Source organism: Pantoea sp. CCBC3-3-1, from assembly GCF_007981265.1.
In the GTDB taxonomy this organism is placed as follows: Bacteria; Pseudomonadota; Gammaproteobacteria; order Enterobacterales; family Enterobacteriaceae; genus Erwinia.
On the sequence record NZ_CP034363.1, the window covers coordinates 1,371,936 to 1,391,222 of the forward strand.

Below are 19,287 nucleotides of genomic sequence, written 5' to 3' on the forward strand. Positions count from 1 at the left end.
CCCGGGTAAAGTCGTCATAAAAGGGGATAAGCGACCGCGCGATATCGATGTTAAAAAACGGAATAAAAGTAAAATCGGGTGGGTTAATCAGAGCCGCGGCAATAACCGTAACGGCTGATTAATGAAAGGAACGTCCGATTTTATCTGGCGGAGAATAATTATCCGCGACGCTGATAAAGTCCCTGTTGGTTAATCCAGCTAATAACCGAAGCGGGCAGCAAATCGTCGCAGGAAAGGCCCGCGTGAAAGCGTTGACGGATTTCCGTTGCGGAAATGGGCAGCAAGGCCGTATCGGCAAGAAAAACCGAACCGGCAGGCTGCTGATGCAGACGATCGATATCCTGAGTCTGATGGTCTTCCAGCCATTGTTGCAGGGCGGGCGTTTCCATTTTTGTGGCATAGCCTGGCCGTTTACAGACCAGAAGATGGCAATAATTCAGCAGCTCCTGCCAGCGGTGCCATTTGTGCAGCGTTAGCAAGGAATCCTGCCCGATAATAAAGCCCAGCGGCTGGTGTTCACCGCGCTCGGCCCGCACTTCAGCAAGTGTTTCAATGGTGTAAGAGGGCGTTTGGCGGGCCATTTCGCGGCAATCAACATTGAACAGCGGACGATCGGCAATGGCCAGCGACAACATTTTTACCCGCTGCTCAGAAGATGCTTCTGGCTGAGGGCGGTGCGGCGGCACATTATTAGGCAATAAGGTAATTTGCTGCAGTCCCAGCTGAGTGGCCAGCATTTCCACGGGGCGCAAATGGCCGAAATGCACCGGATCAAAGGTGCCGCCAAACAGGGCCTGGAATGTTAGTGGCTCAGACATTGCAGAAACTCTCAGGGAAAGATTTACTGCATAGCAGCAGCGATAATGTTTCCAGTTCCGACCACACGGACTGCCCGTAGTCTTGTTTAAGGGTCAGCTCTATGCGGGTCAACAGATGAATGGCCTGCGTCAGCTGAGTGGCCGACAGACGCTGTAGCGCATCACTAAATAGCGGACGTCGGTTTTGCCAGATGCGGTGCTGGTCAAACAGCGTTCGCAACGGGGTTGTTGTCATCTGGCGCTGTAACGTTAACAGCATCATCAGCTCTCGTTGCACCGTTCGCAACAGGATAACCGGCTCGTTATCTTCAGCCTGCATTTGCTTCAGAATATGCTGTGCCCGTTTGCTTTTACCTGCCAGCAATGCATCCACCCAATGGAAAGGTGTAAAATGCGCAGCATCAAAAACCGCTTGTTCTACTCTGGGCAGCGTCAGTTTGCCGTCAGGCCACAGCAGTGAAAGACGTTCCAGCGCCTGTGACAGAGCCAACAGGTTGCCTTCATAGCAATAACAAAGCAGCTGAATCGCCGCATCGTCGACAGCCAGTTTCATACTTTTGGCGCGGGTCGCTACCCAGCGTGGCAGCTGTGCCTGCTCGGGAGTTTGACAAGGAACCACAACGGCATGAGCGCTGAGTGCTTTAAACCAGGCGCTGTTTTCCTGCGCTTTGGTCAGTTTACTGGCACGCAGCATCAACAAGATATCGGCATGCAGTAGGGTAGAGAGGGTCAGCAACTGTTCAGCAATGGCTGCATTGGGCCCATTTTCAGGCAGGGTGAGCAGTAGCGTCTGACGACTGGCAAACAGGCTGAGTGCCTGGCAGGTAGAAAAGATAGCGTCCCAGTCCGTATGGGCATCAATCACTACGCTGAAATGCTCGGTAAAGCCCTGCTGTTGGGCGCTCGACCGAATAGCATCCTGCGACTCCTGCAAAAGTAGCGGCTCGTTGCCGGTCAGAATGTAGCAGGCGCGCAGCCCCTCATGGAGCTGCGCACCAAGCTGTTCAGGATAGATCCTGATCATTTGGCGTAAGAAGTATCAGGCAGAGTGTTGCGAGGCGAAGTTTGGTCGATAGCCGGTGGTGAAGCATCCAGCGTATTGATCGAACTGTCGTTCTCTGCCGCATGGACAGTCAGCAGTTTGCGTACCAGCTGTTGTGCTGCCTGAGTACGCATTTCACTGATAATAATATCCTGCTCAGAGTCCTTCGCCAGTGCGGCCAGCGGGTTATCGAAGAAGGAACGATAAACGGTTGCGCTAATCGGGTAGATACCTTTATTCGGGATCAGGACCTGAGCGGAAACGGTCATCATCAGTGAATATTCTGCTGTTTTACCGTCCTGGAAAATTGACGCGGTATCACGACCCTGGCTTTCGGTGCCGAGGCGCAGCGACGGCACGTCTTTACGCATGCCCGGCTTGTCGAGAATGGTTACGTTATTCAGTCGTAGCTGTTCACGAACAGCGCGAGCCAGCGGTCCGTAAGGATCGCCCGTATCCACAATCATTGTTTTCATTTCGGGTGGGACCGAAGTCGTCCCACGCAGATGATAGCCACAGCCGGCGGTGATCAACACCGCCAGGCCAGCGACCAGAGACATTATCAGATGTCGCACAATTCCTCCTGACATTAACCCACAACCAGGTTAAGCAGCTTGCCCTGAACGTAAATCACTTTACGGATAGTGACGCCATCAAGATATTTGGCGACCAGATGTTCCTGCGCGGCCCGGGCCTGTACCTGTTCCTGCGTAGCATCAGCGGGAACGGTGATTTTGCCGCGAACCTTACCGTTAACCTGCACCACGACCAGCAGAGAATCTTCCACCATTGCCGCATCGTCAGCCTCCGGCCACGGCGCATTGTCTACGTCGCCAGCACCGTTTAACGCTTCCCACAGGGTGAAGCAGGCATGCGGTGTGAACGGATAAAGCATGCGGACAACAGCCAGCAGCGCTTCGTTCATCAGTGCACGGTCCTGTTCACTTTCCTGCGGTGCGCGAGCCAGCTTGTTCATCAGTTCCATAATGGCCGCGATAGCGGTATTAAAGGTCTGACGACGGCCGATGTCATCGGAAACTTTAGCAATGGTTTTATGCAGATCGCGACGCAGCGATTTCTGATCGTCGTTCAGGCTGGCCACGTCGAGCGCTACGGTCGCGCCTTTTTCGCTGTGCTCAAATACCAGTTTCCAGACGCGTTTCAGGAAGCGGTTAGCGCCTTCCACGCCAGACTCCTGCCATTCCAGCGTCATGTCAGCCGGAGAAGCAAACATCATAAACAGGCGTACGGTATCCGCGCCGTAGCGTTCAACCATCACCTGTGGATCGATGCCGTTGTTTTTCGACTTCGACATTTTGCTCATGCCGGCGTAAACCAGTTCATGCCCGGCTTTATCAGTGGCTTTGGTAATGCGGCCTTTCTCGTCGCGCTCAACCGTAACATCAACCGGTGAAACCCAGTTGCGCTCGCCGTTGACGCCCAGATAGTAGAAGGCGTCAGCCAGCACCATGCCCTGGCACAGCAGACGTTTAGCCGGTTCATCAGAGTTCACCAGGCCTGCGTCACGCAGCAGCTTGTGGAAGAAGCGGAAGTAGAGCAGGTGCATAATGGCGTGTTCGATACCGCCAACATACTGATCCACCGGCAGCCAGTAATTAGCCGCAGCCGGATCCAGCATGCCTTTATCGTAGTCCGGGCAGGTATAGCGCGCGTAATACCATGAAGACTCCATAAAGGTGTCAAAGGTGTCGGTTTCACGCAGCGCCGGCTGGCCGTTTACAGTGGTTTTTGCCCACTCAGCATCGGCTTTAATTGGGCTGGTAATACCATCCATCACCACGTCTTCCGGCAGAATGACCGGCAGCTGATCTTCTGGCGTTGGCATTACGGTACCGTCTTCCAACGTGACCATAGGGATTGGCGCACCCCAGTAACGCTGACGGGAAACACCCCAGTCGCGCAGGCGATAGTTCACTTTACGTTCGCCAACACCTTTATCAGCCAGTGCCTGAGCGATGGCGTTGAAGCCCGCTTCATGATCCAGACCGTTGAACTCACCGGAGTTGAACAGGCTGCCTTTTTCGGTCATCGCCGCAGCGCTCACGTCGGGTTCGCTGCCGTCAAGGTTCAGCACGACAGGTTTGATCGCCAGATCGTATTTAGTCGCAAACTCCCAGTCACGCTGGTCGTGAGCCGGAACGGCCATTACAGCGCCGGTGCCGTATTCCATCAGCACAAAGTTAGCAACCCACACCGGCACTTTTTCGCCAGTCAGCGGATGGATAGCAAACAGGCCGGTAGCCATGCCTTTCTTTTCCATCGTCGCCATCTCGGCTTCGGCCACTTTGGTGTTGCGGCATTCCGCGATAAAATCAGCCAGTGCCGGATTGTTTACCGAAGCCTGCGTTGCCAGCGGATGTCCGGCAGCAACGGCCACGTAGGTTGCACCCATAAAGGTGTCCGGTCGGGTAGTGTAAACGGTCAGTTTCTCTTCGCTGGCATCAACATCAAAGGTGATTTCCACACCTTCAGAGCGGCCAATCCAGTTACGCTGCATGGTTTTAACCTGCTCAGGCCAGCTCTCCAGCGTGTCCAGATCGTTAAGCAGCTCATCGGCGTAGTCGGTGATTTTAACAAACCACTGAGGGATCTCTTTACGCTCAACTTTGCTGTCACAACGCCAGCAGCAGCCATCAATAACCTGTTCGTTGGCCAGCACGGTCTGGTCGTTCGGGCACCAGTTCACCGCCGAGGTTTTTTTATAAACCAGGCCTTTTTCGTACAGTTTGGTGAAGAACCACTGTTCCCAGCGATAGTATTCGGGCTGGCAGGTAGCCAGTTCACGGTTCCAGTCATAGCCAAAGCCCAGCAGTTTCAGCTGGTTTTTCATGTAGGCGATGTTGTCGTAAGTCCACGGCGCGGGTGCCGTATTGTTTTTGACCGCAGCACCTTCAGCAGGCAGGCCAAAAGCATCCCAGCCGATGGGCTGCAGCACGTTTTTGCCCAGCATGCGCTGGTAGCGGGAAATGACATCACCAATGGTGTAATTACGAACATGGCCCATATGTAGGCGGCCAGAAGGATAGGGCAGCATGGAGAGGCAGTAATACTTCTCTTTACCTTCCTCTTCGGTCACTTTAAACGTTTGCTTCTCATCCCAATGCTGTTGAACACGGGATTCTATCTCTTCCGGGCGATATTGCTCTTGCATGGCAGCCAGTGGTCCTTTGTAAATAGCGCCTGCTACCTGAAGTAGCGCTGGGCTTTTGTTCATTTTGTTCGTTCAGATCCGCATAGCATAGCTGATTCGCCCCCGGCGCAACAACAGTAACCGCCCTGACAAGCGGCATTTCTCTGCAAGCTGGAAGACAGCGTGCAAAATTCAGCGCTGCCGTCACGCATTAATTTGTTAAGCGCTAAACTGATTGCAGCATATGTCGGCAGAAACAGGAGAAAAAATGAACAAGGTGGCTCAGTATTATCGGGAACTGGTTTCCTCTCTGACCGAGAGAATAAATAAAGGCGAGCATGATATTGATGCACTGGTTGAAAGCGCCCGTCAGCGAATGAATAACCGTGGCGAACTTACCCGCGATCAGATTGATGATGTAACCCGCGCTGTGCGTCGCGATCTGGAAGAATTTGCCCGCAGCTATACGGAAAATCAGGATGAACCCAGCGACAGCGTATTTATGCGGGTCATTCGGGAAAGTATCTGGAAGGAACTGGCGGATATTACCGATAAGAGCCAGCTTGAATGGCGCGAGGTGTTTCAGGATTTGAATCATCACGGCGTCTATCAGAGCGGTGAAGTGGTGGGATTAGGCAATCTGGTCTGTGAACAATGCAATTTTACGCGCGCCATTTACACGCCCGAAACGCTTACGCGTTGCCCAAAGTGCGGCAACGACCAGTTTCAGCGTCAACCGTTCGAGCCCTAGCATGCCTGAATCTTTAAGGCTAAAACGGGTGACAGCATAAGAAACACGAGCCGATTATAACGATGTAAAAGAGATTACGTTACAGCCTGACTCGCGCCGTCCTTGGCGCGAGAATCTTTCTTAACGTGCCTGCGTTGCCTGTATTTTGAATTTTTGCGCCGCTTTTGGCCTCAATGCAGGATTTTAGCGAGAAAATCTTTTGCCCGATCGGACTGGGGATTGTTGAAAAAAGCATCCTTCGGAGAATCTTCCACAATCTTACCTTCATCCATAAAAATGACCCGGTTCGCCACTTTGCGGGCAAATCCCATCTCGTGCGTCACGACCATCATGGTCATGCCTTCATTAGCCAGCTCAACCATAACGTCCAGCACTTCATTAATCATCTCCGGATCGAGGGCTGAGGTAGGCTCATCAAACAGCATAGCAATCGGGTCCATACAAAGCGCACGAGCGATAGCCACGCGCTGCTGCTGACCACCAGAAAGCTGGCCGGGATGCTTATTGGCATGCGCTGAAAGGCCCACGCGCTCCAGGAGTTTTAATCCTTTCTGTCGCGCCTGTTCCTTATTACGCTTGAGGACTTTGACCTGTGCCAGCGTCAGGTTTTCGATAATGGTGAGATGCGGAAACAGTTCGAAATGTTGAAAAACCATGCCGACTTTTGCCCGCAGCTGGGCCAGATTAGTGCGCTTGTCGTTGACTGGCGTGCCGTTTACTTCAATCAGGCCTTCCTGGATCGGTTCCAGGCCATTGACCGTTTTGATTAGCGTGGACTTACCGGAACCCGATGGCCCGCACACAACCACCACTTCGCCTTTTTTCACTTCTGTTGAGCAGTCGGTCAGCACCTGAAAGTGACCATACCACTTTGAAACGTTTTTCAGGGTAATCATTTAAACAGTCCTTTTTCTTTTTAAATAGCTGACCAACAGCGAGGCGCTAAGGCTGATAACAAAATAGACAGCTCCGGCAAACAGCACCATTTCGATTTCGGTACCGTTATTAATGCCGATAGTGTCAGCCGTGCGGAAGAAGTCAGCAAGGCTGAGCACGTAAACCAGCGAGGTGTCCTGGAACAGGACGATGCCCTGTGTGAGCAGCAGAGGCACCATGGCGCGGAACGCCTGCGGCAGAATAATAAGCTGCATAGCCTGCCACTGCGTCATGCCCAGCGCCAGCGCGGCATTGCCCTGACCACGCGCAATACTGATGATCCCGGCACGAATAATTTCCGAATAGTAAGCGGCTTCGAACAGCGAAAACGCCACCATAGCGGAAATCAGGCGAATATCCGTTTTCGGTGAGAGGCCAAGCACCTGCTGGAGAAAACTGGGCACAACCAGATAGAACCACAGCAGCACCATCACTAAAGGAACCGAACGGAACAGGTTAACGTAAAGTTTGGCGAACCAGCTGATGGGCTTAAAGCTCGACAGGCGCATTACTGCCAGTAGCGTGCCCCAGATAATGCCAAAAACCACCGCGGTAACGGTAATCTTCAGCGTGATAATCATGCCGTTAACCAGGTAAGGCAGGTTTGGAGCAATCGTGCTCCAGTCAAATTCATACATTATTTGCCTCCCATGCCGCCAGGCAGACGGACTTTACGTTCTACCAGACTCATCAACAGCATCACTACGATGTTAATGCCGATATAGGCCAGCGTAATGGCGGTGAAGGATTCATAGGCATGCGCCGAGTAATCCAGCAGTTTTCCTGCCTGCGCGGCCATGTCGACCAGGCCGATCGTTGAAGCGATAGCGGAGTTTTTGACCAGGTTGAGCATTTCAGAGGTCATTGGCGGCACGATGACCCGATAGGCATTCGGCAGCAATACGTAGCGGTAAGTTTGCGGTAGCGTCAAGCCCATGGCCAAGCCTGCATTTTTCTGCCCGCTCGGTAAAGACTGGATGGCTGCCCGAACCTGTTCGCAGACGCGAGCCGCGGTAAACAGCCCCAGGCACAGTACCGAGCAGGTAAAGAACTGAATATTGGGATCCAGTTCTGATTTAAACCACATGCCAATATTTTCCGGCAGCAGTTCAGGGATCACCAGATACCAGATAAAGAATTGCACAATCAGTGGAATATTACGGAACAGTTCCACGTAGCAGGTGCCAATAGCGACCAGCAGACGGTTAGGTGTGGTACGCAAAATACCAAACAGCGAACCGACAAAAAAGGCGATAATCCAGGCGCAGACCGAGACGGCGATAGTGACCTGAAAACCAGACCACAGCCATCCCAGATAGGTGGTATTACCGAACGGGGCCTGTTGCAGGAAAATTCCCCAGTTCCAATCGATTGACATTTTCAACTCCGGTAGAAAAAAGGGCAGCGACGCTACCCTGAAGATTGATGAGAGGTTTCAACAATCAGAGGGCAGCGACGGCCGCCCTTATTTTCTTTATTAGTTCAGTACGTTGTCGTTTGGTGCCTTGAAGGTCGCCTTCATGTCGTCCGACAGGGCGAAGTTCATATTCAGGTTCTTCGGCGGAATTGGCTGGCTGAACCATTTGCCGAACCATTTTTCCGCTTCCCCAGAGGTTTGTGCTTTAGCGATGGTATCATCCATCAGCTGCTTGAAGCCGGTATCCCCTTTGCGCAGCATGCAGCCATAAGCTTCTTTTGACTGTGGCGTGCCGACAATTTCCCAGTTATCCGGTTTTTTAGCTTTAGCACGCTCTCCAGCCAGCAAGGCATCATCCATCATAAAGGCAACGGCGCGGCCGCTTTCGAGCGTACGGAAGGAGTCACCGTGGTCTTTCGCGCTAATAATGCGCATCTCCATTTTCTTTTCGTCATTCAGCTTGTTCAGTAAAATTTCGGAAGTGGTGCCAGAAGTGACGACCACGGTTTTGCCTTTCAGATCCGGGAAGTCTTTAATCGGGCTCCCTTTCTTCACCAGCAGGCGGGTGCCGATAACGAAAATCGTATCGGAAAACGCCGCCTGTTTTTGGCGCTCTGCGTTATTGGTCGTTGAGCCACATTCAAAATCGTAGGTGCCGTTTTGCAGTAAAGGAATGCGGTTCTGAGAGGTGATCGGCAGCATTTTTACCTGCAAATCTGGCTTATTCAGTTTTGCTTTGATCGCGGCAACGATGGCATCGGAATAGGCCTGAGAGTAGCCAACAACTTTTTGCTGATTATCGTAGTAAGAAAAAGGGACCGAAGATTCACGGTGACCCACAACAATGACGCCATTTTTGGCAATTTTATCCAACGTGGTAGTTTGCGGTGCCTCTTCTGCATGGGCAATCGCGGAGGCAAGGCCCAGTGCCAGGCACAGCCCCAGTTTCCGTAATTTCATCTCCAACTCCTTCGTTGTAAGGCGCCATAATAGTGCGCCGAGTGTGGTGTAGTGTTTATGGCCAAACGCGTTATTCAAATACAACAGCTTGATTACGCTTTAACATAGATGATTGTTAACGTAATGAAACAATAAAGTTTCTTTTTTGCGAGCCGCGCCGCACCAAATTAGCGCAGCTTACAGACCGTTGCGCCATGGTGAAGCAGGTGCTGGTTGCTAACGGTGCAATGGCGGACGCTGACGCGCTATTTGCTTACTTTTCAGCGAATTCGCCGTAATGTTTTGCAATAGACATGCCAGCTTATGCACGCGATAAACTTAAGACAGAGAACGGCGAGGTGAAAAGCGTAGGGTGAGAAAAAAACGCTGAATCCGGAGAGATTCAGCGTTAAGGGGATTATCGGCGCTTGCGGCCCAACAGGATAGCTAAGGCACCAAACAGCAGCGTCGCTATCCATACTGGCCAGTTTCCAACGCGGGCATAAGGCGTTAGGCCTCGCGTCGGCGTCACCTGCGTCTCCAGTACGTTAGCGTTAAACTGTGGGATCATCTCTTCTGCGTTACCTGCTGCATCAACAACCGCCGTCACGCCGTTATTGGTATCACGCAGCAGCGGACGACCCAGCTCCAGCGCACGCATACGCGCCATCTGGAAGTGCTGCCATGGCCCAATGGAATGACCAAACCAGGCGTCATTTGAAATGGTCAGCAGAAAATCAGTATCGGGACGGAAGTTATCCCGCAGCTGCTGGCCGAGCACGATTTCGTAACAGATAGCGGCCGTCAGCTTATAGCCCGCCACCTCTAACTGCGGCTGTAGATAGTCGCCACGGCTAAAAGAAGACATCGGCAGGTCAAAGAAAGGTGCCAGCGGACGCAGCAACGTTTCCAGCGGGACGAATTCGCCAAAGGGCACCAGATGATTCTTCTGGTAACGATTGCCGCTGTGGTAATCGTAGGGTTTCTGATTACCCAATACGATAATCGAGTTGTAATCGTGATAGCGATTATTCTCAAGACGGGAATCGACAATCCCAGTAATCAGGCCGCTGCCCTGTGAACGAAGTTCTTCGTCTATTTCATGTAGAAAAGGCTGCTGATTCGTTTCGAGATCGGGAATTGCTGATTCAGGCCAGATAATTAGCGGCGCTTTACCCACGTAAGGACGGCTAAGCGACGTATAGGTTCTGAGTGTGTTAATCAGCTGGTTTGGATCCCATTTCAGCGACTGCGGGATGTTTCCCTGTACCAGCGCAACGTTTACTGCCCGTTCCGGCATCTCCTGATACCAGCTAATCTGGCGCAGTGGCCAGGGAAGCAGCAGCAGAGCCAGGGCAGCGACGGCGGTAATCCAGTTGCGTTTCACTGCGGCATAAACGGCCAGCCCCGCCACGATGGTCAGCACGAACGTAATGCCTTCCACGCCGGTCAGAGGGCCAAGCCCCTTCAGCGGACCATCAATCTGGCTGTAACCAAACTGTAGCCACGGGAAACCTGTCAGTATCCAGCCCCGAAGGAATTCGGTAATTTGCCACAGTACGGGCGCAGTGAGCGTCAGGCGTAACAGGGTAGTTTTGGGGAAAAGGCGATTAAGCAGTGCAGCAAACAACATCGTGTAAAGTGAGAGATAAGCTGCCAGCAAAATAACCAGAAACACATTGACCGGGCCAGGCATGCCGCCAAAAGTGGCAATACTGACGTAGACCCAGTTAACGCCGGTGCCAAACAGGCCAAAGCCCCAGACAAAGCCGATGGCGGTCGCCTGGCGAGTTGAACGGTCAAGCGTTAAGCCCAGCAGGCCCGCTAAAGAAATTAGGGCGGCAGGCCAAAAATCATAGGGCGAAAACGCCAGGGTGCCAGCGGCACCCGTCAGCAGCGCTAAAAGCAGGCGGACCCGCTGGCGCTGGTATAAAGAGGCAATAGCCATAAGGGAATTATTCTTCCAGTATCGGTTGCGGCGAATTTTCCGGAATTCTGACGTGGACCTGAATGATACGACGGCTATCGGCCATAGCGACCTTGAACTGGTAGCCTTCGATTTCAATGCTTTCTCCGCGCGCAGGGAGATGACCAAACGCCTGCATGACCAGACCGCCGATCGTATCCACTTCTTCATCGCTAAAGTGCGTTTCAAACACGTCGTTGAAGTCTTCAATTGGCGTTAATGCGCGGATCGTGTAGGTATGACGGCTCAGCTGACGGATATCGCGATCTTCTTCATCGTCATATTCGTCTTCAATTTCACCAACAATCAGTTCCAGAATATCTTCGATAGTCACCAGTCCGGAAACACCGCCGAACTCATCAATCACAATCGCCATATGATAACGCTGTGAACGGAACTCTTTCAGCATGCGGTCAACGCGTTTGCTTTCCGGCACGACAACCGCCGTACGCAGCACTTTTTCCATGCTGAACGGTTCAGATTCGCTGCTCATAAACGGCAGCAAATCTTTCGCCATTAGAATGCCTTCAACATGATCTTTATCTTCGCTGATTACCGGGAAACGGGAATGGGCAGATTCGATGATAACGTCCAGGCACTCGTCGAGCGTCTGGTTACGCTTTAGCGTCACCATTTGCGAGCGAGGGATCATGATATCGCGCACGCGCTGCTCGGCAATATCCATGACGCCTTCCAGCATGTCGCGGGTATCCTGATCGATCAGCTCGTTCTGCTCTGAATCGCGGATGAGCTCCAGCAGGTCGTCGCGGTTTTTAGGCTCACCGTGAAACAGCTGGTTGAGGATAAGGGTGAAAAATCCCTTTTTACTACTGGGACTGTCATTGTTCTGTGAATGGTCATCGCTCATGGCGTTTTTGTTTCTGTCACTCATGTTGTGAGAAGGGGTATCCCTTCCGACGGATTGCCGAAAGGGACGGTGTTTACGGGAAATCTTTTTCCGAAATGTACGGGTCGTTATACCCAAGAGCAAGCATTATCTCGGTTTCGATGGACTCCATCTCTTCCGCTTCGTCATCTTCGATATGGTCATAGCCCAATAAATGCAGGCTGCCATGCACGACCATATGAGCCCAATGCGCCAGCAGAGGCTTTTCCTGTTCGATCGCCTCCTGCTCCACGACCTGCCGACAGATAATCAGGTCGCCCAACAGAGGAAGCTCAATGCCGGGCGGAGCTTCAAACGGGAAAGAGAGCACGTTTGTCGGCTTATCCTTACCGCGATAAGTGTGGTTCAGTTCATGACTTTCGGCTTCATCAACCACACGAATGGTCACTTCACTTTCTTCCTGAAACTGCGGTAATACTGCTTCCAGCCAGCGACGGAAATCAGCTTCTGCTGGCAGGCCGTCTGGCTTTTCGCAGGCTAACTGTAAATCAAGAATTACGGTACTCATTTATGCTCCTGCGCGGCCTGCTGTAGAGCAAGTGACTCACGCTTACGTTCTTCTGCCTGAGCGTCACGACGTTTTTGGTCGGCGGCTTCCCAGGCTTCATAGGCAATAACGACGCGTGCAACTACCGGGTGACGCACAACATCCTCACTGTGGAAAAAGTTAAAGCTGATTTCCTCGACTTCGGATAACACTTCTATGGCATGACGAAGGCCGGATTTTAAATTACGCGGCAGGTCAATCTGCGTCACGTCGCCGGTGATAACCGCTTTTGAGTTGAAGCCGATACGGGTCAGAAACATCTTCATCTGTTCGATGGTGGTGTTCTGACTTTCATCAAGAATGATGAAGGCATCATTTAGCGTACGGCCACGCATATAGGCCAGCGGCGCAACCTCAATCACATTGCGTTCAATCAGTTTTTCCACGCGTTCAAAACCTAACATTTCAAACAGCGCGTCATATAACGGGCGTAAATAGGGATCGACTTTCTGGCTGAGATCGCCTGGCAGGAAGCCCAGCTTTTCACCTGCTTCTACTGCCGGACGGGTCAGTAAAATGCGCCGTACTTCCTGACGCTCCAGCGCATCGACCGCAGCTGCTACCGCCAGGTAGGTCTTACCCGTACCTGCGGGGCCGATCCCGAAGGTAATATCATGGTCAAGTATGTTAGCAACATACTGAGCCTGGTTCGGCGTGCGCGGTTTGATAACGCCGCGTTTGGTTTTGATATTCACGGCCTTGCCATATTCCGGCACGCTGTCAGCGGTTTGCTCCAGAACCCGGCTCTCTTTAATCGCCAGATGAATCTGTTCAGGATCGATATCCGGAATATGCCCGCGGACAGGGGCTGTATCGACATATAAATCACGCAGGATGCGTACGGCAGCATCGACAGTCAGCGCTTTACCGACCAGCTTGAAAGCGTTGTCGCGACGATTGATTTCAATGCCCAACCGGCGCTCCAGCTGCTTAATATTATCGTCAAACGGTCCGCACAGGCTCAGCAGACGATGATTATCAGCAGGTTCTAAGATGATTTCGCGTGTTTCAATATTCAAACTAATCCTTTGGGTCGCTCAGGGCCAGGTTGAGGATGGCATTTGTATGGGCTTTGCAAAAGGCGTAGCCATAACGGAATTATTTATGGCAGTGCACCAATGCGCAAGCATCAGAAATGATATTTGGGCGAGGTCTGCACAAAGCAAGTGTCGGACGATGATTTGCAGCGGCATACCTGCGAGGCATGCCGCAATTTTTCGGGGAATCAAGGCTGGAAGAGACCTACACCCAGTTCGTTTTCTTTACGCGTACGCGCAATAACCGAAGCGGGGGTTTCGATGGTGCGCAGCCCCATCTGTTCTTCTGTGCGGACAATTTTTCCACGCAGGGAGTTGGTGTAAACGTCGACGATTTCAACATCAACGAACTTGCCAATCATTTCCGGCGTTCCCTCGAAGTTCACCACACGGTTGTTTTCAGTGCGGCCAGAGAGCTCCATAACGTTTTTACGCGAGGTCCCTTCCACCAGAATACGCTGCACGGTGCCCAGCATGCGGCGGCTCCATGCCATCGCCTGCTGATTGATGCGATCCTGAAGGATCCACAGGCGCTGCTTCTTCTCTTCTTCAGGCACGTCATCAGGCAGATCGGCGGCTGGCGTGCCGGGACGAGCCGAATAAATAAAGCTAAAGCTGGTGTCGAAATTGATTTCGCCAATCAGCTTCATCGTCTGCTCGAAGTCCTGCTGCGTTTCGCCTGGGAAACCGATAATGAAGTCAGAGCTGATTTGAATATCAGGCCGGGCGGCAATCAGCTTGCGAATGATTGCTTTATATTCCAGCGCAGTATGGGCACGCTTCATCATCGTCAGAACACGATCTGCACCGCTTTGCACCGGCAGATGCAGGAAGCTGACCAGCTCTGGCGTATCACGGTAAACATCAATGATATCGTCGGTAAACTCAATCGGATGGCTGGTGGTAAAGCGAATGCGGTCAATACCGTCAATGGCGGCAACCAGACGAAGCAGCTCAGCAAAGGTACAAATTTCCCCGTCAAAGCTTTCTCCGCGATAGGCATTAACGTTTTGTCCCAGCAGATTTACTTCACGCACGCCCTGTGCTGCAAGCTGGGCAATCTCAAACAGAATATCATCGCAAGGACGGCTGACTTCTTCACCCCGCGTATAAGGAACCACGCAGAAAGTACAATATTTGTTGCAGCCTTCCATAATGGAGACGAAAGCGGAAGGGCCATCGGCTCGCGGTTCTGGCAGACGGTCAAATTTCTCGATTTCCGGGAAGCTGATATCAACGATTGGGCTTTTGGTACCACGGACGCTATTGATCATCTCTGGCAGGCGGTGCAGCGTCTGCGGACCAAACACGATATCAACATAATGCGCACGCTGCCGAATATGTTCGCCTTCCTGCGAGGCAACGCAGCCGCCAACGCCGATAATAACGTCAGGCCGGGTGTCTTTAAACGTTTTCCAGCGCCCAAGCTGATGGAAAACTTTTTCCTGCGCCTTTTCACGAATTGAACAGGTGTTGAGCAGCAGTACGTCGGCTTCTTCCGCCACGTCAGTCAGGGTAAACCCATGGGTGCTGTTTAACAGGTCAGACATTTTGGATGAGTCATACTCATTCATCTGACAGCCCCAGGTTTTGATATAGAGTTTTTTTGTCATCTGGTTGCCATTCGTCATGCAGAAAGAAATGCAGGGCGCGTAGTGTAAAGTTTCGCTGCTGTTGTGACCAGTGCGCAGACTTTTCTGTTCGCAACAGCCTGTCAGCCCTCAAAAATCCGGTACACTTAGGGTAACAGAATTAGCCTTGATGTGTGTAGGTCTAAGCCGCACGAATGTCCAATGGACAGGAAACAAAATGACAGAAAAAACGCAAAAATGGGATGTTGTTATCGTAGGCGGCGGAATGGTGGGAGCCGCGCTGGCCAGTGGGTTGGCAGCTCATGGGTTCCGCGTTGCCGTGCTGGAACAGCAGGAACCGGCGGCATTCGATATCAACAGTACGCCGGATGTGAGGATCTCTGCGCTTGGCGCGGCTTCCGTCGATCTTCTCCGCCAGCTGGGCGTCTGGTCTCGTGTACAGGCGATGCGCAGCGCGCCTTACCGCAAGCTGGAAACTTGGGAGTGGCATACTGCACAGGTGAATTTTGATGCCGAATCACTGGGATTGCCTGAGCTGGGCTACATGGTTGAGAACAGCGTGCTGCAACTGGCTCTTTGGCAGCAACTCCAGCAGCAGGAAGTGACGTTGATCTCACCGGCGCGGCTGAAGGACCTGCAACCTTGCAACGGTGGCTGGCAACTCTCTCTTGAAAGCGGAGAAAATCTGCACGCGCGCCTGGTTGTTGGCGCTGATGGTGCCAGCTCGCAGGTGCGGCAGCTGGCGGGTATCGGGATTCATGGCTGGAATTATGCGCAATCCTGCATGCTTATCAGCGTTCGCTGTGAACAGGATGCAGGCGACTGTACCTGGCAACAGTTTACGCCTGAAGGGCCAAGAGCCTTCCTGCCGTTGTTTGATGGCTGGGCTTCGCTGGTGTGGTATGACAGTCCTGCCCGAATCCGCCAGCTCCAGACGATGGCGATGCCTCAGTTATCTGCGGAAATTAAAAAGCATTTTCCGGCACGATTGGGAAGAGTTACGCCCGTTACCGCCGGATCCTTCCCCCTGGTTCGGCGTCACGCTACCCGTTACGTTCTTCCCGGTCTGGCTCTGGTGGGTGATGCGGCGCATACCATCAATCCTTTAGCGGGGCAGGGCGTTAACCTGGGCTATCGTGATGTGGATGCGTTAATCGATACGCTTACTGCCTCGCGCGATCGGGCTGAAGATTGGGCGGCGGAGAATGTCTTGTTACGCTACCAGCGCCAGCGGCTGAAAGATAATATGTTAATGCAGGGAGGGATGGATCTGTTTTATTTTGCGTTCAGTACGCCTGCCGCGCCTTTACGTATTTTGCGCAATCTGGGCCTGATGGCTGCGGAACGTTCCGGCGTGTTAAAACGTCAGGCGTTGCGTTATGCGCTGGGACTGTAAAGACGCTGAAATAAAACGGCCAGGATCCGGCGGCATGGAGGCCGCTACCGGAAAGTCTGACACCGGGCAAAGGTTAAAAGTCAGCCCGCCAGACATATTCAGCCAGCAACAGACGTAAAAAAGCCCGCAAAAGCGGGCTTCTTTACTTATTGGCTGGGGTGCAGGGATTCGAACCCCGGAATGCTGGTATCAGAAACCAGTGCCTTACCGCTTGGCGACACCCCAATTTCTTGGGTGCGATCCGCGTTAACAGATCGTCTTTTTTATGGCTGGGGTGCAGGGATTCGAACCCCGGAATGCTGGTATCAGAAACCAGTGCCTTACCGCTTGGCGACACCCCAATAAAATTGGTGGCTACTACGGGAATCGAACCTGTGACCCCAGCATTATGAGTGCTGTGCTCTAACCAGCTGAGCTAAGTAGCCTAATTTTACTGCGTTACAACTATAGTACATCTGATGTGGCTGGGATACCTGGATTCGAACCAGGGAATGCCGGTATCAAAAACCGGTGCCTTACCGCTTGGCGATATCCCAATGTCCGCTTACAAGCACAACCCATCAGAAAAACTGGCTGGGGTACCTGGATTCGAACCAGGGAATGCCGGTATCAAAAACCGGTGCCTTACCGCTTGGCGATACCCCAACACATGCAATACCGCTGTCAGAAATGGTGCGGGAGGCGAGACTTGAACTCGCACACCTTGCGGCGCCAGAACCTAAATCTGGTGCGTCTACCAATTTCGCCACTCCCGCGCTAAAAAAAGATGGTGGCTACTACGGGAATCGAACCTGTGACCCCAGCATTATGAGTGCTGTGCTCTAACCAGCTGAGCTAAGTAGCCTTCTTTTTTCGCGTTACCTTCATCGGCGTTGCGGGGCGCATTATGCTAAGTTGGCCTGAAAGCGTCAACAAGTTTTTTCCCGTTTTTTATCTTAAATGATTCGTTTGTCTGGCTTATAACCAGTATGGCGACTAAATCAACAAAACCCGCTAAAAAAACGGCTCTTTTAAAACAATAACGGGCCGCTGACGGCCCGATGATGTTGAAAAAGACAGATTATTTATAAGCGGACTGGTGAACGCCTACGGCACGGCCTGAAGGATCGTCCATGGTTTTGAACGCTTCGTCCCATTCAATGGCTTTAGCGGATGAGCAGGCCACGGATGGGCCACCCGGCACGCATTCTGCTGCGCTTGGAACCGGGAACAGCTCTTCAAAGATCTCACGATACAAATAGCCTTCTTTTGAGCCAGGCGTGTTGTATGGGAAACGGAAATGAGCCGTTTCCAGCTGCCGATCGCTAATTTGCTTTGCAGCCACTTCTTTTAGCGTATCAATCCAGCTGTAGCCCACGCCGTCGGAGAACTGCTCTTTCTGACGCCATGCAACGCTTTCTGGCAGGTAAGAAGAGAAACATTCACGCAGGATATGTTTTTCCATTTTGCCGTTAGCGCCACACATTTTATCGGCCGGGTTAATGCGCATTGCCACATCAAGGAATTTTTTATCCAGGAAGGGCACACGCGCTTCCACACCCCATGCAGACATCGCTTTGTTAGCACGAGCGCAGTCAAACATATGCAGAGCCAGCAGCTTACGCACGTTTTCTTCATGGAATTCTTTCGCGTTTGGCGCCTTATGGAAATAAAGGTAGCCGCCAAATACTTCATCTGCGCCTTCGCCCGACAGCACCATCTTGATGCCCATCGCTTTGATCTTACGTGACATCAGGTACATGGGTGTTGAAGCGCGAATGGTTGTCACATCATAAGTTTCAATGTGATAAATCACGTCGCGAATGGCATCCAGGCCTTCCTGCACGGTGAAATGAATTTCGTGGTGCACGGTGCCAAGATGCTCGGCAACAGATTTTGCTGCCTTCAGATCGGGAGAGCCTTCCAGACCGACGGCAAATGAGTGCAGCTGTGGCCACCAGGCATCGCTCTGGTCCTGATCTTCAACACGTCTTGCTGCAAACTTTTTCGTTATCGCAGAGATAACAGACGAGTCCAGACCGCCTGAGAGCAGTACGCCATAAGGCACATCGGACATCAGGTGGCTTTTAACCGATTCCTCCAGCGCTTCTTTCAGCGCCGCCGCATCGGTCTTGTTGTGCTCAACCGCTTCATAGCTGAACCAGTCACGCTGCCAGTAACGGCGAATCTCGCCGTCGGTGCTGGACAGGTAGCTTCCTGGCGGGAATTCTTTAATTGATTTACACACCGGCACCAGGGCTTTCATTTCGGAAGCGACAAACAGGTTGCCGTGCTCATCGTTGCCCATATACAGCGGAATAATACCGATATGGTCACGACCAATCAGATACGTTTTCTTTTCTGTGTCGTACAGAATGAAAGCGAACATGCCCTGCAGGTCATCCAGGAAGTCCACGCCTTTTTCCTGATAAAGCGCCAGAATCACTTCACAGTCAGATTCGGTCTGGAACGTATAACGATCGCTCAGTTCTGCACGCAGCGCCTGATGGTTGTAGATTTCACCGTTCACTGCCAGCACGTGGGTATGCGCGGCGTTATAAAGAGGCTGTGCGCCGTTGTTAACATCGACAATAGACAGGCGCTCGTGCGCCAGAATAGCGTGGTCATCCGCATAGACGCCGGACCAGTCCGGACCACGGTGACGCATCAGACAGGAAAGCTTCAGGGCTTCCTTACGTAGCTCAGCAGCATCGCTTTTCAAATCTAAAACGCCAAAAATAGAACACATAGCCTTACTCCCTAACGACATCCCGCAACGGTGATGGTGATGATAACGAATCATGAACGG

General features: G+C 52.3%; 16 protein-coding genes and 7 tRNA genes. 2 read left to right on the top strand and 21 right to left on the bottom strand.

What is annotated here, in order from left to right; all coding sequences use genetic code 11:
* Nucleotides 1-158: 158 nt before the first annotated feature.
* The 4 genes from nadD to leuS are packed head-to-tail and all read right to left on the bottom strand — an operon-like array spanning nucleotide 159 to nucleotide 5,032.
* Entirely contained in the window at nucleotides 159-818 is a 660-nt protein-coding gene (gene nadD / locus EHV07_RS06520) for a nicotinate-nucleotide adenylyltransferase (RefSeq protein WP_147196221.1), read from the bottom strand.
* On the bottom strand, nucleotides 811-1,842 hold the full coding sequence (holA, locus tag EHV07_RS06525; protein ID WP_147196224.1) for a DNA polymerase III subunit delta: 1,032 nt from the start codon (nucleotides 1,840-1,842) through the stop codon (nucleotides 811-813). Before holA ends, nadD begins: the two co-directional genes overlap by 8 nt.
* A complete protein-coding gene (gene lptE / locus EHV07_RS06530; protein WP_147196226.1) occupies nucleotides 1,839-2,435 on the bottom strand; it encodes an LPS assembly lipoprotein LptE in 597 nt (198 codons plus the stop codon). Before lptE ends, holA begins: the two co-directional genes overlap by 4 nt.
* Before the next feature lie 14 nt (nucleotides 2,436-2,449).
* On the bottom strand, nucleotides 2,450-5,032 hold the full coding sequence (leuS, locus tag EHV07_RS06535) for a leucine--tRNA ligase (RefSeq protein ID WP_147200551.1): 2,583 nt from the start codon (nucleotides 5,030-5,032) through the stop codon (nucleotides 2,450-2,452).
* Nucleotides 5,033-5,279: 247 nt separating this feature from the next.
* Between leuS and EHV07_RS06540 the strand changes: the two genes are divergently transcribed.
* Nucleotides 5,280-5,762: a zinc ribbon-containing protein gene (locus EHV07_RS06540; RefSeq protein WP_147196228.1), complete on the top strand. Its 483-nt coding sequence runs from the start codon at nucleotides 5,280-5,282 to the stop codon at nucleotides 5,760-5,762.
* A 170-nt stretch (nucleotides 5,763-5,932) separates the two neighbouring features.
* On the opposite strand, the gene EHV07_RS06545 is transcribed toward EHV07_RS06540, so the two are convergent.
* The 9 genes from EHV07_RS06545 to miaB all read right to left on the bottom strand — a co-directional run bounded on the left by EHV07_RS06545 (nucleotide 5,933) and on the right by miaB (nucleotide 15,124).
* Entirely contained in the window at nucleotides 5,933-6,658 is a 726-nt protein-coding gene (locus EHV07_RS06545; RefSeq protein WP_147196230.1) for an amino acid ABC transporter ATP-binding protein, read from the bottom strand.
* On the bottom strand, nucleotides 6,659-7,336 hold the full coding sequence (gene gltK, locus EHV07_RS06550; RefSeq protein WP_147196232.1) for a glutamate/aspartate ABC transporter permease GltK: 678 nt from the start codon (nucleotides 7,334-7,336) through the stop codon (nucleotides 6,659-6,661).
* Complete coding sequence (locus tag EHV07_RS06555) at nucleotides 7,336-8,076, bottom strand: amino acid ABC transporter permease (protein WP_147196234.1); 741 nt, start codon at nucleotides 8,074-8,076, stop codon at nucleotides 7,336-7,338. The genes gltK and EHV07_RS06555 overlap by 1 nt, the downstream gene beginning before the upstream one ends.
* Before the next feature lie 99 nt (nucleotides 8,077-8,175).
* Nucleotides 8,176-9,075, bottom strand: a complete 900-nt coding sequence (locus EHV07_RS06560) for a glutamate/aspartate ABC transporter substrate-binding protein (protein WP_147196236.1) — start codon at nucleotides 9,073-9,075, stop codon at nucleotides 8,176-8,178.
* Between the two features lie 397 nt (nucleotides 9,076-9,472).
* Nucleotides 9,473-11,002 carry an apolipoprotein N-acyltransferase gene (gene lnt, locus EHV07_RS06565; RefSeq protein ID WP_147196238.1) on the bottom strand — a complete coding sequence of 510 codons (1,530 nt, stop codon included), beginning with the start codon at nucleotides 11,000-11,002 and terminating at the stop codon, nucleotides 9,473-9,475.
* A 7-nt stretch (nucleotides 11,003-11,009) separates the two neighbouring features.
* Nucleotides 11,010-11,888 (bottom strand): CNNM family magnesium/cobalt transport protein CorC, encoded by an 879-nt coding sequence (gene corC, locus EHV07_RS06570; RefSeq protein WP_147196240.1) that lies wholly within the window; start codon nucleotides 11,886-11,888, stop codon nucleotides 11,010-11,012.
* Nucleotides 11,889-11,961: 73 nt separating this feature from the next.
* Nucleotides 11,962-12,435, bottom strand: coding sequence for an rRNA maturation RNase YbeY (gene ybeY, locus EHV07_RS06575; RefSeq protein ID WP_147196242.1), 474 nt, complete (start codon nucleotides 12,433-12,435; stop codon nucleotides 11,962-11,964).
* A complete protein-coding gene (locus EHV07_RS06580; RefSeq protein ID WP_147196244.1) occupies nucleotides 12,432-13,493 on the bottom strand; it encodes a PhoH family protein in 1,062 nt (353 codons plus the stop codon). Before EHV07_RS06580 ends, ybeY begins: the two co-directional genes overlap by 4 nt.
* A 206-nt stretch (nucleotides 13,494-13,699) precedes the next feature.
* On the bottom strand, nucleotides 13,700-15,124 hold the full coding sequence (gene miaB, locus EHV07_RS06585) for a tRNA (N6-isopentenyl adenosine(37)-C2)-methylthiotransferase MiaB (protein ID WP_147196246.1): 1,425 nt from the start codon (nucleotides 15,122-15,124) through the stop codon (nucleotides 13,700-13,702).
* A 196-nt stretch (nucleotides 15,125-15,320) separates the two neighbouring features.
* Here miaB and ubiF point away from each other — a divergent pair, with 196 nt between their 5' ends.
* Nucleotides 15,321-16,499 (top strand): 3-demethoxyubiquinol 3-hydroxylase, encoded by a 1,179-nt coding sequence (ubiF, locus tag EHV07_RS06590; RefSeq protein ID WP_147196248.1) that lies wholly within the window; start codon nucleotides 15,321-15,323, stop codon nucleotides 16,497-16,499.
* A gap of 150 nt (nucleotides 16,500-16,649) precedes the next feature.
* Here ubiF and EHV07_RS06595 read toward each other — a convergent pair.
* From EHV07_RS06595 to asnB, 8 genes are all read right to left on the bottom strand, one after another.
* Nucleotides 16,650-16,724: transfer RNA gene (locus EHV07_RS06595), tRNA-Gln, on the bottom strand.
* Nucleotides 16,725-16,765: 41 nt separating this feature from the next.
* Nucleotides 16,766-16,840, bottom strand: a tRNA-Gln gene (locus tag EHV07_RS06600).
* Nucleotides 16,841-16,847: 7 nt separating this feature from the next.
* A tRNA-Met gene (locus tag EHV07_RS06605) sits at nucleotides 16,848-16,924 on the bottom strand.
* Between the two features lie 36 nt (nucleotides 16,925-16,960).
* Nucleotides 16,961-17,035: transfer RNA gene (locus EHV07_RS06610), tRNA-Gln, on the bottom strand.
* A gap of 34 nt (nucleotides 17,036-17,069) precedes the next feature.
* Nucleotides 17,070-17,144, bottom strand: a tRNA-Gln gene (locus EHV07_RS06615).
* A 25-nt stretch (nucleotides 17,145-17,169) separates the two neighbouring features.
* Nucleotides 17,170-17,254: transfer RNA gene (locus EHV07_RS06620), tRNA-Leu, on the bottom strand.
* Between the two features lie 12 nt (nucleotides 17,255-17,266).
* Nucleotides 17,267-17,343, bottom strand: a tRNA-Met gene (locus EHV07_RS06625).
* Between the two features lie 216 nt (nucleotides 17,344-17,559).
* The gene (asnB, locus tag EHV07_RS06630) at nucleotides 17,560-19,227 is read right to left on the bottom strand and encodes an asparagine synthase B (RefSeq protein ID WP_147196250.1); all 1,668 of its coding nucleotides are present in this window, start codon (nucleotides 19,225-19,227) and stop codon (nucleotides 17,560-17,562) included.
* Nucleotides 19,228-19,287: the final 60 nt, after the last annotated feature.

Bases quoted from the DNA above. Each gene is read 5' to 3' on its own strand.
- nadD (WP_147196221.1), bottom strand. From the start codon at position 818: ATGTCTGAGCCACTAACATTCCAGGCCCTGTTTGGCGGCACCTTTGAT.
- holA (WP_147196224.1), bottom strand. From the start codon at position 1,842: ATGATCAGGATCTATCCTGAACAGCTTGGTGCGCAGCTCCATGAGGGG.
- leuS (WP_147200551.1), bottom strand. From the start codon at position 5,032: ATGCAAGAGCAATATCGCCCGGAAGAGATAGAATCCCGTGTTCAACAG.
- EHV07_RS06540 (WP_147196228.1), top strand. From the start codon at position 5,280: ATGAACAAGGTGGCTCAGTATTATCGGGAACTGGTTTCCTCTCTGACC.
- EHV07_RS06545 (WP_147196230.1), bottom strand. From the start codon at position 6,658: ATGATTACCCTGAAAAACGTTTCAAAGTGGTATGGTCACTTTCAGGTG.
- gltK (WP_147196232.1), bottom strand. From the start codon at position 7,336: ATGTATGAATTTGACTGGAGCACGATTGCTCCAAACCTGCCTTACCTG.
- EHV07_RS06555 (WP_147196234.1), bottom strand. From the start codon at position 8,076: ATGTCAATCGATTGGAACTGGGGAATTTTCCTGCAACAGGCCCCGTTC.
- EHV07_RS06560 (WP_147196236.1), bottom strand. From the start codon at position 9,075: ATGAAATTACGGAAACTGGGGCTGTGCCTGGCACTGGGCCTTGCCTCC.
- lnt (WP_147196238.1), bottom strand. From the start codon at position 11,002: ATGGCTATTGCCTCTTTATACCAGCGCCAGCGGGTCCGCCTGCTTTTA.
- corC (WP_147196240.1), bottom strand. From the start codon at position 11,888: ATGAGCGATGACCATTCACAGAACAATGACAGTCCCAGTAGTAAAAAG.
- ybeY (WP_147196242.1), bottom strand. From the start codon at position 12,435: ATGAGTACCGTAATTCTTGATTTACAGTTAGCCTGCGAAAAGCCAGAC.
- miaB (WP_147196246.1), bottom strand. From the start codon at position 15,124: ATGACAAAAAAACTCTATATCAAAACCTGGGGCTGTCAGATGAATGAG.
- ubiF (WP_147196248.1), top strand. From the start codon at position 15,321: ATGACAGAAAAAACGCAAAAATGGGATGTTGTTATCGTAGGCGGCGGA.
- asnB (WP_147196250.1), bottom strand. From the start codon at position 19,227: ATGTGTTCTATTTTTGGCGTTTTAGATTTGAAAAGCGATGCTGCTGAG.